Genomic DNA, 11105 nt, shown 5'->3' with positions numbered 1-11105 from the left:
GACGCTGTCCTTCGGCGACGGCGTGCGCACCGAGGCGGGCGACGTGTTCGAGATCGGCGCCGACGGCTTCGGCCTGCCGCTCAGGAATCCGCTGGCAATTGCCGATGAAGAACGGATCGAAATCCGCCAGTTGTAGGAAGCGGTGGAGGATGCCTGCATGGCGGGTGCCGGCGGGTTTCGATGTTCAGCTTATTCGAAGATTCTTTCGTCCGAGGTTGACAAGGCGCATCTTTCCATCCAACTATTGGCGAGCGCTGGGCAGATGAGCCCGTGCGGCGCAAAATTACATGACATATTGATGGCAAGGGTGCCCACAGTGCGAACTGTCGGGCACTTTTTTGCTTTGGGGGGAGGTCATGGCAAAGGCGCTATACAGCATCGGTGTGCTGTTTTCACAAAGCGGCCCGTACGGGGTGGTGTCGCGCTCGATGTTCAACGGCGCGATGCTCGCGTTCGACGAGATCCGGGCGTCCGCGGACTATCCGTTCGCCATAGAGCCGATCGTCGCCGATCCGGCCGGCGCCTTCGACCAGTACGCCCGGTCGAGCGCGGACCTCCTCGGCAAGAACGGCGTCCGCCATGTCGTCGGCTGCTACACGTCGTCGAGCCGCAAGGACGTCATTCCCCTTTTCGAGAAGCACGACGCGCTGCTCTGGTATCCCTCGCACTACGAGGGCTTCGAAAGCTCGTCGAACGTCGTCTATACCGGGGCGGCCCCCAACCAGCACATCATCCCGCTGATCGAATTCCTGCTCATGCGCATGGGCAAGCGCGCCTATTGCATCGGCTCGAACTACATCTGGGCCTGGGAGAACAACCGCATCCTGCGCGAGGCGCTTTCGGCGGCCGGCGGATCGGTGCTGGCCGAGCGCTATGCCGCCGTCGGCGACACCGACCTGTCGAAGACGATCGCCTCGATCCTCGACGCCAGGCCGGATTTCATCTTCAACACGCTGATCGGGACGAGCGCCTACAATTTCTTCCAGGCCTTCCGCGCCGCCTGCAGGGCGCGCGGCATCGACCAGCCGGCGGAGATGCCGGTGGTGAGCTGCAGCCTGTCCGAGCCGGAGCTCGGCGAGATCGGCGCGCAGGCGATGGACGGCCATATCAGTTCCAGCGTCTATTTCTCGTCGCTCGGAACGCCGGCCAACCAGCGTTTCGTCGCGGCCTACCAGGCGCGCTGGCCCGGCAGCTCGGCGGCCTCGGCGGACGCGGAGGCGTCCTATGTCGCGGTCAAGATGCTCGCCGCCGCCATCGCCGCGGCCGGATCCGACGACGTCGAGGCGGTCCGCAGGGTGCTGCCGAGCCTCTCGGTCGAGGCCCCGCAGGGAACCGTCAGCATCGACGGCGCCACGAACCATGCGTTCCTGACGCCCCGCATCGGCCGGTCGAGCGCCGAGGGCCAGTTCGAGATCCTGTGGGAGGCGGGCGAGCCCGTGCGGCCCGACCCGTACCTCGTGCAGACCACGCCGCGCTACGCGATGCGCAACAGCGTGCCGAAGCTGAGGGCGGTCACATGAGCGAGCCGCGCATCATCCAGAACTTCATCGGCTACCGCGCGACCATCGCCACCGAGCAGCCGGCCGCCGTCGAGCAGCTCCAGGACATGCTGGTGAAGCTCGGCATGTCGTTCGCCATGGCCGCCCTGTCCGACGGCCGGCTGCAGATCGAGCCGGGCGACAAGGACGTGCTGTTCATCGATTCGGACCTCAACGTGGCGGTCGAGACCGGCGCGCTGGAGCCGAGCCGCTGCCTGCCGGTGATCGGCATCGTCGGCGTCGAGGCGCCGAGCCGGCTGCGCTCGCTGATGCAGCTCGGCGCGACGGCGACGCTGCGCAAGCCCGTGCACCGCGCCTCGGTCTATTCGGCGCTCTTCGTCGGCATCAACGAGTTCCGCCGCCGCCGCTACCTGGCCGACAGGCTGGAGGAACAGGAGCGGCGCCGGCTCCTGCGCAAGAGCCTCGTCAAGGCCGTGCTGATCGTGATGCGCCGCACCGGAAGCGACCATGCCGCCGCCTACGACCACCTGCGCCGGGAGAGCATGCGGTCGCGCCAGAGCATCGAGGAGTTCTGCGAGACGTTCATCCAGGCCCACGGTCCCGAGCTGGATGACGCCGAGACGATTGCCGGGACAAGCAGGACCTACGCAAAAAAACGTTAACCGGAGGAGAGAACGAAATGACTGTAAGACTGTTGCAGGCAACAATGCTGGCATGCGCCTTCGCCCTGTCTGGCGCGGCCTATGCCGCCGATCCGATCAAGATCGGCGTGCTCGAGGACCAGTCGGGCGACTTCGCCGCGGCGACCATCGGCAAGGTCCACGCGATCGAGCTTGCGGCCGAGGAGATCAACGCCGCCGGCGGCATCGCCGGCCGGCCGATCGAGCTGGTCGTCTACGACACCCAGTCGGACAACAACCGCTACCAGGAATTCATGCGCCGCGTCCTGCAGCGCGACAAGGTGGACGTGGTCTTCGCCGGCTTCTCGTCGGCCTCGCGCGAGGCCTACCGGCCGATCGTCAACCAGTTCGACGGCCTCGCATTCTACAACAACCAGTACGAGGGCGGCGTCTGCGACGCGAACATGATCGTCACGGGCGCCGTGCCCGAGCAGCAGTTCTCCACGCTGATCCCCTGGATGATGGAGACCTACGGCAAGCGCGTCTACACGATCGCGGCCGACTACAACTTCGGCCAGATCTCGGCGGAATGGGTGCGCAACATCGTCAAGGAGAGCGGCGGCGAGATGGTCGGCGAGGAGTTCATCCCGCTCGGCGTCTCCCAGTTCTCGCAGACGATCCAGAACATCCAGACCGCCAAGCCGGACTTCGTCGTCACGCTGCTCGTCGGCGCCGCGCAGGCGTCCTACTACGAGCAGGCGGCCTCGGCCAACCTCGGCCTGCCGATGGCGTCCTCCGTCAATGTCGGCCAGGGCTACGAGCACAAGCGCTTCACGCCCCCGAGTCTGGCCAACATGTACGTGACGACCAACTACATCGAGGAGGTCGACACGCCGGCGAGCAAGGCGTTCCTCGAGAAGTTCCATGCGAAGTACCCGAACGAGCCCTACGTCAACCAGGAGGCGGCGAACTCCTACATCGCCATGAACCTCTACAAGCAGATGGTCGAGCGGGCGGGCGGATCGACCAAGCGCGACGACCTGCGGGCCGAGCTCGCCAAGGGCGACGTCTGCTTCGACGGTCCGTCCGGCAATGTCTGCCTCGATCCGAAGAGCCAGCACATGTCGCACACGATCTTCCTGGCCAAGGTCGGCGACGATCATTCGATCTCCTTCCCGAAGGTCTGGGAGAACATCAAGCCCTACTGGCTGGGTGACGCCGGCTGCGACCTGACCCAGGCGGATCCGGACGAGCAGTACACGCCGTCCAACCCGCCGACCAAGCAGTAACCATCGATCTTCCGGGCGGGTGCGGTTTTCGGCATCCGCCCGGGCAGCAGCCTGTTTGCCCAATCGGAGCGCCTCATGGAATTTGTGACGGCAATCGTGTCGTCCGCCTATCAGTTCGGCGACGCATTCGCATTCCTGGTCCTTTCTGCCTGTGGCCTCGCCGTCATCTTCGGCATGATGGGCGTCATCAACCTCGCGCACGGCGAGTTCATCATGTGCGGGGCCTACATGACCGTCTTCGCGGTCAACTGGGGCCTGCCGTTGCCGCTGGCGATCGCCTGCGGCAGCCTTTTCGCCGGCCTCGTCGGCATGGTCATCGAGCGTCTCATCGTGCGCCAGCTCTATTCCCGGCCGCTCGATTCGATCCTCGCGACCTGGGGCGTGAGCCTCATCGCCTCGCAGGGCACGCTGATCCTGTTCGGCCCGACCATGCGCGGCGTCGGCACGCCGCTCGGCAGCTTCACGGTGGGCGCGCTGTCGTTCTCCTACTACCGGCTGGTGCTGATGGCGACGGCGCTCGCGGTGCTGGCGCTCCTCTATCTCGTGTTCACCAAGACCCGCTTCGGCGTCCTGGCGCGCGCGACGATCCAGGCGCCGCACATGGCCAATGCACTCGGCGTCGATACGAGCCGCATCTATGCTTACACCTTCGGCATCGGCGCCGCGCTCGCGGGCCTGACCGGCGGCATCTACGCCCCCACCATGACGATGATCCCGACCATGGGCACCACCTTCATCATGGAGGCCTTCGTGACGGTCGTCGTCGGCGGTGCCGACGTGTTCCTCGGAACGGCGCCGGCGGCGGCACTTCTCGCCGTCGTCAAGGCGTCGCTCACCTCCTGGCAGGGCCAGCTCGCCGGCCAGATCGGCCTGCTGCTTGCGGTCATAATCGTCATCCGCCTGCTGCCGAAAGGCATCACGGGCTTCATTCTGAAAGATCGGGCATAAGCAACGATGATCGTGTCACGGTTCCTCAAACGGCTGGAAGGGCCGCAGACCATGGGCAAGGGCCCCGTGTTCTGGACCGCATTCGCGGTCGTCCTTGCCGCCGCGCTCGCCTATCCGCTGTTCGCCGACGGCTATGACGTCGGCAACAACATCTACTTCCTCAACTGGACCTTCATGGCGCTCGGCCTCAGCCTGATCTGGGGCTACGGCGGGTCGCTGTCCTTTGGCCAGACGGCGTTCTTCGGCGTCGCCGGCTACAGCTACGGCATCCTCACCATCAATTTCGGCACCGCCTACGGCTTCGGCCTCGTCTCGGTCCTGGTCGCCATCGCCATCGCGGCGCTGTTTGCGGCGATCCTCGGCTACTTCCTGTTCTTCGGGCGCATCAGCGGCATCTTCCTCGGCATCGTCACGCTGTCGGTGACGCTCGCGCTGGAACGCTTCATGGCCCAGACCGCGGGCCCGGAATGGAAGGTCGGTGCCGCCCGCCTCAACGGCTTCAACGGCATGAGCGGCATGCCGGCGCTCACCCTGCCCTGGTTCGGCGGCGAGATCCCGCTCTATCCCGACATCGGCCTCTACTATCTCGTCCTCGGCCTGCTGGTCGTCGTCTATCTCGGCCTGCGCATCCTCGTGAACTCCCGCTTCGGCAACGTGCTGGTGGCGCTCAGGGAAAATCCGCAGCGGGCGGAGATGCTCGGCTACGACATCCGCAAGTACCAGCTCGCCACCTTCGTGATCGGCGCGGCGCTCGCGGGTCTCAGCGGCGTGCTCTACACGAGCTGGGGCCAGTACATCACGCCCTCCAGCATGGGCATCACGTCGGCGGCGCTGCCGATCATCTGGGTCGCCGTCGGCGGCCGCTCCGACCTCACCGCGACCCTGATCGGGACGCTGGTCGTGCTGTCGGTGTTCCAGGCGCTGACGATCTACGGCAGCCAGTACGCGCTGGTGGTGATGGGCCTGCTCCTGGTCGGAACGGTGCTGCTCGCGCCGCGCGGCCTCATCGCCAATGCCGGCCTGCTCCTCGGCTCGCTGTTCATCCGCAGGAACGGGAGCAAGTAGCGCCATGGCCCTGTTGCAGACGCAGAACCTCAACAAGCATTTCGGCGGCCTGCACGTCACCGCCGACGTCAGCTTCTCCCTGGAGCCCGGCCGCATCCACTGCCTCATCGGCCCGAACGGTGCCGGCAAGAGCACCTTCTTCCGCCTGCTCCTCGGGGAGCACCAGCCGTCCAGCGGGACGATCCTCTTCGACGGCCAGGACATCACCCGCCTGAAGCCGTTCCAGCGCATCAATTGCGGCATGAGCGTCAAGTTCCAGGTGCCGGGCATCTTCGGGGCGCTTTCCGCGCGCCAGAACCTGCAGATCGCGCTGCAGCACCGGCTCGGACCGGGCGATGCGGAGGAGGAGGTCGAGCGGCTGCTGTCGTTCCTGCAGCTGGAAGACGTCGCCGACCAGCAGGCCGGCAACCTCAGCCACGGCCTCAAGCAATGGCTGGAGATCGGCATGGCGATCAGCCTGAAGCCGAAGCTCCTCCTGCTGGACGAGCCGACCGCTGGCATGTCGCCGGAGGAGACCTTCATGACCGGGGAGATCGTCCGCCAGCTCAATGCCGAGGGCATGACGGTGCTCGCCGTCGAGCACGACATGGCCTTCGTCCGCCAGGTCGCCGACCGCGTCTCCGTGCTGCATTTCGGGCGCATCTTCGCCGAGGGCACGATCGACGAGATCGTCGCCGACGAGCGGGTCGCCGCGATCTATCTGGGACAGAACCATGACTGAGACCTTGCTCGACATCAAGGGCCTGCGGGCCGGCTACGGCGGCAAGCCGGTCCTGCAGGGGATCGACCTCAGCGTCGCCAGGGGCGAGATCGTCGCCGTGATCGGGCGCAACGGGGTCGGCAAGTCGACCCTGATGAAGACGCTCGTCGGGCTCGTGGACAGCATGGCGGGCACGATCCGCTTTGGCGGCAACGAGCTGACGGGGCTCGCGCCCTTCCGCCGGGCGCGGCTCGGCATCGGCTACGTCCCGCAGGGCCGCGACGTCTTTCCACGCATGTCCGTGCGCGAGAACCTCAAGGTGGGCGAATCGATGCGCGAGCGCGTCTCCCCCGACGTCTACGAGCGGGTCTACAGTCTTTTCCCGATCCTCAGGGAGAGGGCGGACCAGCAGGCCGGAACCATGTCGGGCGGCCAGCAGCAGCAGCTCGCCATCGGGCGCGTCCTCATCGGCTCGCCCGAGCTCCTGCTGCTCGACGAACCCTCCGAGGGCATCCAGCCGTCCATCGTCCAGGACATCGGCCGCATCATCCGCCAGCTCAACCGGGAAAGCGGCATGACGATCATGTTCGTCGAACAGAACCTCGACATGATCAAGGCTCTCGCCCAGCGCTGCTACGTCATGGACAAGGGCCGCATCGTCGCCCACGTGACCCCGCAGGAGCTCGAGGACCGCGACACAATCAGGAAGCACCTGGCCGTTTAGGCCGAGACCAACAAGGAGAAAACCAGATGTCCTGGCTTGAAAATTCGATCATGGCGAAGCGCGCAGTGGCGAAGGGCAAGGTCAACAGCGTCCACGGCATGACCGAGGCCGATCAGGGGAAGTACCACTATGTCTACGGTCCCTATGTCGAGCCGGTGCTGCGCGTCGATCCGGGCGCGGAGGTCTCCGTCGAGACCCACGACGCCTTCGAGGGCGCCATCAAGAACGAGACGGACGTCCCGAGCCAGATCCTCAACTTCCCCTATCTGAACCCGCAGAACGGGCCGATCTACGTCAACGGCGCCGAGAAGGGGGATTGCCTCGCCGTCTACATCAAGGAGATTCGTCCGCGCGGGCCGCAGCCCGCCGGCACCACCTGCCTCATCCCGGAATTCGGCGGCCTCGTCGGCACGGGCGACACGGCGATCCTCAACGCGCCCCTGCCGGAGCGGGTGAAGAAGGTCCATGTCGACGCCGTCAAGGGCGTGACCTGGAGCGACAGGATCACCATCCCCTACGAGCCGTTCATCGGCACGATCGGCACCTCGCCGGAGATCGAGGCGATCTCGGCGCTGCAGCCGGACTATTACGGCGGCAACATGGACCTGCCGGACGTGGCGCCGGGCGCCGTGGTCTACCTGCCGGTCAACGCGCCGGGGGGCCTGCTCTATCTCGGCGACTGCCACGCCAACCAGGGCGACGGCGAGCTCTGCGGTGTCGCCCTCGAGCACCCGACCGTCACCACCGTCCAGATCGACCTGATCAAGAACTGGAACTTCAAATGGGTGCGGCTGGAGAACGAGAAGGTCATCATGACGATCGGCTCGGGCCGGCCGATGGAGGACGCCGCGCGCATCGCCTATCGCGAGCTGGTGCGCTGGATGGCGGCCGACTACGGCTTCACCGAGCTCGACGCCTACATGCTGCTGACGCAGGTCGGCCGCGTCCGGCTGGGCAACATGGTGGACCCGAAATACACGCTCGGCGCCTCCGTCCTGAAGTCCTACCTGGCCTGATCGCTCCCCCTTTGTGAAGGACGCGAAGGGCCCCGGCATCGCCGGGGCCTTTTCCGTCCGTCCGCCTGCGTCCTCCCTGTTTCCCCAGGAGGTGTCATTCCGCTGTCATTCCCAGGTGCTGAAAGTACGCAACACGAAGCACACCGGGCGACTCGCAAGCCATGCAGCAGCCAAGACATTTCCGCAGCCTCTTCATCTCCGACCTGCATCTCGGCACCAAGGGTGCGCAGGCCGATGCGCTCCTGGAATTCCTCAAGGTGCACGACGCCGATACGATCTACCTCGTCGGCGACATCGTCGACGGCTGGCGGCTGCGCTCGTCCTGGTACTGGCCGCAGGCCCACAACGACGTGGTGCAGAAGCTGCTGCGCAAGGCGCGCAAGGGCGCGCGCATCGTCTACATACCGGGCAACCACGACGAGTTCCTGCGGGAATTCTGCGGCATCCATTTCGGCGACATCGAGGTCTGCGACAGTACGGTGCACGAGGCGGCGGACGGCCGGCGCTATCTCGTCATCCACGGCGACGCCTTCGACATGGTGGTGCGCCATGCCAGGTGGCTCGCCTTCCTCGGCGACTGGGCCTACGAGATCGCGCTCGCCCTTTCCACCCGCATCAACATCGTCAGGCGCAAGCTCGGCTTCACCTACTGGTCGCTGTCGGCCTGGGCCAAGGCCCGGGTCAAGAACGCCGTGAACTACATCGGCAGCTTCGAGGAGACGCTTGCCGCCGAAGCCGAGCGCCACGGCGTCGACGGCGTGATCTGCGGCCATATCCACACCGCCGCGATCCGCGATTTCGGCGGCTTCACCTACATCAACACCGGCGACTGGGTCGAAAGCTGCACCGCGGTCGTCGAGCACGAGGACGGCCGCATGGAACTGATCGACTGGCCCGCCTACAGCGCGGTGCTGAACGCCGGCCGCCTGCCCGCGGTGCGGCTCCCCTCCCGCCACGCCGCGTAGGCCCGCCATGCGTATCCTCATCGTCACGGACGCCTGGAAGCCGCAGGTGAACGGCGTCGTGACGACGCTGGAACGGCTGGCGGAATCGCTTGCCCGCATGGGCGTGGAGACGGAATTCCTCACGCCGGAGGGCTTTCGCACCGTGCCGCTGCCCGGCTACGGCGAGATCCGCATCGCGCTTGCCACCCCCGCCCAGGTGGCCCGGCGCATCGACGCTGCCGGGGCCGACCGCGTGCATATCGCCACGGAAGGCCCGCTGGGGCTGATGGCGCGCCGGGCGTGCCTTGCCGCCGGGCGCCCCTTCACGACGAGCTATCACACGCGCTTTCCCGAGTTCCTGCGCGCCCGGCTGCCGGTGCCGGAGGCCTGGACCTACCGGTGGCTCCGCCGCTTCCACAATGCCGGCAACGCCATGCTGGTGGCGACGCCGTCGCTGGCGGAGGAACTGTCCGGGCGCGGCTTCGCCAACATCCGCCTGTGGTCGCGCGGCGTCGACATGAGCCAGTTCCACCCCGAGCACCGGGTCGACCTCGGCCTTGCGAGGCCGGTCTTCCTCTGCGTCGGCCGCGTCGCCGTCGAGAAGAACCTGCCGGCCTTTCTCGACCTCGACCTGCCCGGCACCAAGGTGGTGGTCGGCGACGGCCCCGCCCTGCCGCAGCTGAAGGCGCGCTATCCGCAGGTCGTGTTCATGGGGCAGCGGCGCGGCGCGGAGCTCGCCGCCGTCTTCGCCTCGGCGGACGTCTTCGTCTTCCCGAGCCGCACCGACACGTTCGGCAACGTGATCATCGAGGCGCTGGCGAGCGGCACGCCGGTGGCGGCCTTTCCGGTGACCGGCCCGCGGGACATCCTCGGCGGCGGGGGCGGCGTCCTCGGCGACGACCTGCGCCAGGCGGCGCTCGACGCGCTTGCCGTGCCGCGCGAGGCGGCGCGGGAGCGGGCGCGCGCCTACGACTGGGGCGAATGCGCCAGCCGGTTCCTCATCCATGTCAAACGGGCGGCCCTGGACCATGCCGCCAAACGGAGCGCAACATGACGACGGTGCTCGCCCGCAAGGAAAGCCCCATCCGCCGCCTGCACAGCGCGGTGCGCCGCAATGCGCCGCTCACGCGCGAGGGGCTCGGCGAATACGTCTTCGCGCGCCTCTTCCAGTCGCTCGTCTATACCCAGATCTGGGAGGATCCGGAGGTCGACATGGAGGCGCTGGCGATCGAGCCGGGGCAGACGGTCGTCACCATCGCCTCGGGCGGCTGCAACGCCTTCTCCTATCTGCTCGCCGATCCCGGCCGGATCGAGGCCGTCGACCTCAACCCCGCCCACGTCGCCTTCAACCGGCTGAAGCAGGCGGCGCTGGAGACGTTTCCCTCCTACGAGGCCTTCCGCCGCTTCTATGTCCTCGCCGACGATCCGCGCAACGTCGAGGCCTATCGGTGCTTCATCCGCCCGGTGCTCGACGCCCGCACGCGCGCCTACTGGGAGGGTCGCACCCTGTCGGGGCGGCGGCGCATCGCCATGTTCGGCCGCCGGCTCTACCGCCACGGCCTGCTCGGCCGTTTCATCGGCTGGGGCCACGGCCTGGCGCGGCTCTACGGCGTCGATCCGCGCCGGCTTCTGGAGGCGCGCTCGCTCGACGAGCAGCGCCGCCTGTTCGACGACATGATCGCGCCGCTCTTCGAGAAGCGCCTGGTGCGCTGGATGACGCGCCGCAAGTCCTCGCTGTTCGGGCTCGGCATCCCGCCGCAGCAATACGATGCGCTGGCGGGTGCGGGCGGTGCCGTAAACGGCATGGCGCTGGTGCTGCGCCACCGGCTGGAGCGGCTCGCCTGCGACTTCCCGCTGTCGGAGAACTATTTCGCCGCGCAGGCCTTCGGCAGGGGCTATGGCAAGGGCGAGGACGCGCCGCTGCCGCCCTATCTGCGCCGGGAGAATTTCGAGACGGTGCGCGCCCGCGCCCGCCGCTTCCGTGTCGAGAACATTTCCGTCACCGAGCTGCTGGCGGCGAAGCCGCCCGCCTCGGTCGACCGCGTCGTGCTGCTCGACGCGCAGGACTGGATGTCCGACGCCCAGCTCGACGCGCTCTGGCGCGAGATAACCCGCACCGCCGCCCCCGGCGCGCGCGTCATCTTCCGCACGGCGGCGGAGGCGAACCTGCTCGAAGGCCGGCTCGCACCGTCGCTGCTTTCCCGCTGGGACTATCGGGCGCGGGAATCGCGGGCGTTCCACGCGCGCGACCGCTCGTCCATCTACGGCGGCTTCCATCTCCTCGTCCTGAAGGATTGACC

The 11105-nt window shown here is 67.2% G+C and carries 11 protein-coding genes and 1 pseudogene; all 12 read left to right on the top strand.

All coding sequences use genetic code 11. From position 1 onward, the window contains the following. A pseudogene (locus NNZ72_RS01505) lies at positions 1 to 136 on the top strand (GguC protein); the annotation flags it as partial. 220 nt (positions 137 to 356) lie between these two features. Then, positions 357 to 1520: a transporter substrate-binding domain-containing protein gene (locus tag NNZ72_RS01500; RefSeq protein ID WP_257311607.1), complete on the top strand. Its 1164-nt coding sequence runs from the start codon at positions 357 to 359 to the stop codon at positions 1518 to 1520. Continuing rightward, positions 1517 to 2161, top strand: coding sequence for an ANTAR domain-containing response regulator (locus NNZ72_RS01495; protein WP_257311604.1), 645 nt, complete (start codon positions 1517 to 1519; stop codon positions 2159 to 2161). Before NNZ72_RS01500 ends, NNZ72_RS01495 begins: the two co-directional genes overlap by 4 nt. Before the next feature lie 17 nt (positions 2162 to 2178). Further along, positions 2179 to 3408: an urea ABC transporter substrate-binding protein gene (locus tag NNZ72_RS01490; RefSeq protein WP_257311601.1), complete on the top strand. Its 1230-nt coding sequence runs from the start codon at positions 2179 to 2181 to the stop codon at positions 3406 to 3408. A 75-nt stretch (positions 3409 to 3483) separates the two neighbouring features. Then, positions 3484 to 4356 (top strand): ABC transporter permease subunit, encoded by an 873-nt coding sequence (locus tag NNZ72_RS01485; protein ID WP_257311598.1) that lies wholly within the window; start codon positions 3484 to 3486, stop codon positions 4354 to 4356. 6 nt (positions 4357 to 4362) lie between these two features. Next, positions 4363 to 5421 carry a branched-chain amino acid ABC transporter permease gene (locus NNZ72_RS01480; RefSeq protein ID WP_257311596.1) on the top strand — a complete coding sequence of 353 codons (1059 nt, stop codon included), beginning with the start codon at positions 4363 to 4365 and terminating at the stop codon, positions 5419 to 5421. A 4-nt stretch (positions 5422 to 5425) separates the two neighbouring features. Then, the gene (locus NNZ72_RS01475) at positions 5426 to 6142 is read left to right on the top strand and encodes an ABC transporter ATP-binding protein (RefSeq protein WP_257311594.1); all 717 of its coding nucleotides are present in this window, start codon (positions 5426 to 5428) and stop codon (positions 6140 to 6142) included. Continuing rightward, positions 6135 to 6845: an urea ABC transporter ATP-binding subunit UrtE gene (gene urtE / locus NNZ72_RS01470; protein ID WP_257311591.1), complete on the top strand. Its 711-nt coding sequence runs from the start codon at positions 6135 to 6137 to the stop codon at positions 6843 to 6845. The genes NNZ72_RS01475 and urtE overlap by 8 nt, the downstream gene beginning before the upstream one ends. A gap of 26 nt (positions 6846 to 6871) precedes the next feature. Then, positions 6872 to 7861: an acetamidase/formamidase family protein gene (locus tag NNZ72_RS01465; RefSeq protein WP_257311589.1), complete on the top strand. Its 990-nt coding sequence runs from the start codon at positions 6872 to 6874 to the stop codon at positions 7859 to 7861. Between the two features lie 161 nt (positions 7862 to 8022). Beyond that, positions 8023 to 8826 (top strand): UDP-2,3-diacylglucosamine diphosphatase, encoded by an 804-nt coding sequence (locus NNZ72_RS01460; RefSeq protein ID WP_257311586.1) that lies wholly within the window; start codon positions 8023 to 8025, stop codon positions 8824 to 8826. Positions 8827 to 8833: 7 nt separating this feature from the next. Then, positions 8834 to 9859 carry a glycosyltransferase family 4 protein gene (locus NNZ72_RS01455; protein WP_257311582.1) on the top strand — a complete coding sequence of 342 codons (1026 nt, stop codon included), beginning with the start codon at positions 8834 to 8836 and terminating at the stop codon, positions 9857 to 9859. After that, complete coding sequence (locus NNZ72_RS01450) at positions 9856 to 11103, top strand: BtaA family protein (protein ID WP_257311578.1); 1248 nt, start codon at positions 9856 to 9858, stop codon at positions 11101 to 11103. The genes NNZ72_RS01455 and NNZ72_RS01450 overlap by 4 nt, the downstream gene beginning before the upstream one ends. The last annotated feature ends 2 nt before the right edge of the window (positions 11104 to 11105 follow it).

The sequence above is a fragment of the Shinella pollutisoli genome, from assembly GCF_024609765.1.
GTDB classification, from domain to species: domain Bacteria; phylum Pseudomonadota; class Alphaproteobacteria; order Rhizobiales; family Rhizobiaceae; genus Shinella; species Shinella pollutisoli.
Note: the sequence above shows the minus strand (reverse complement) of the source record. Positions and strands in the feature narration are given on the sequence as shown.

Bases quoted from the DNA above. Each gene is read 5' to 3' on its own strand.
- NNZ72_RS01455 (WP_257311582.1), top strand. From the start codon at position 8,834: ATGCGTATCCTCATCGTCACGGACGCCTGGAAGCCGCAGGTGAACGGC.
- NNZ72_RS01475 (WP_257311594.1), top strand. From the start codon at position 5,426: ATGGCCCTGTTGCAGACGCAGAACCTCAACAAGCATTTCGGCGGCCTG.
- NNZ72_RS01490 (WP_257311601.1), top strand. From the start codon at position 2,179: ATGACTGTAAGACTGTTGCAGGCAACAATGCTGGCATGCGCCTTCGCC.
- NNZ72_RS01480 (WP_257311596.1), top strand. From the start codon at position 4,363: ATGATCGTGTCACGGTTCCTCAAACGGCTGGAAGGGCCGCAGACCATG.
- NNZ72_RS01495 (WP_257311604.1), top strand. From the start codon at position 1,517: ATGAGCGAGCCGCGCATCATCCAGAACTTCATCGGCTACCGCGCGACC.
- NNZ72_RS01500 (WP_257311607.1), top strand. From the start codon at position 357: ATGGCAAAGGCGCTATACAGCATCGGTGTGCTGTTTTCACAAAGCGGC.
- urtE (WP_257311591.1), top strand. From the start codon at position 6,135: ATGACTGAGACCTTGCTCGACATCAAGGGCCTGCGGGCCGGCTACGGC.
- NNZ72_RS01460 (WP_257311586.1), top strand. From the start codon at position 8,023: ATGCAGCAGCCAAGACATTTCCGCAGCCTCTTCATCTCCGACCTGCAT.
- NNZ72_RS01465 (WP_257311589.1), top strand. From the start codon at position 6,872: ATGTCCTGGCTTGAAAATTCGATCATGGCGAAGCGCGCAGTGGCGAAG.
- NNZ72_RS01450 (WP_257311578.1), top strand. From the start codon at position 9,856: ATGACGACGGTGCTCGCCCGCAAGGAAAGCCCCATCCGCCGCCTGCAC.
- NNZ72_RS01485 (WP_257311598.1), top strand. From the start codon at position 3,484: ATGGAATTTGTGACGGCAATCGTGTCGTCCGCCTATCAGTTCGGCGAC.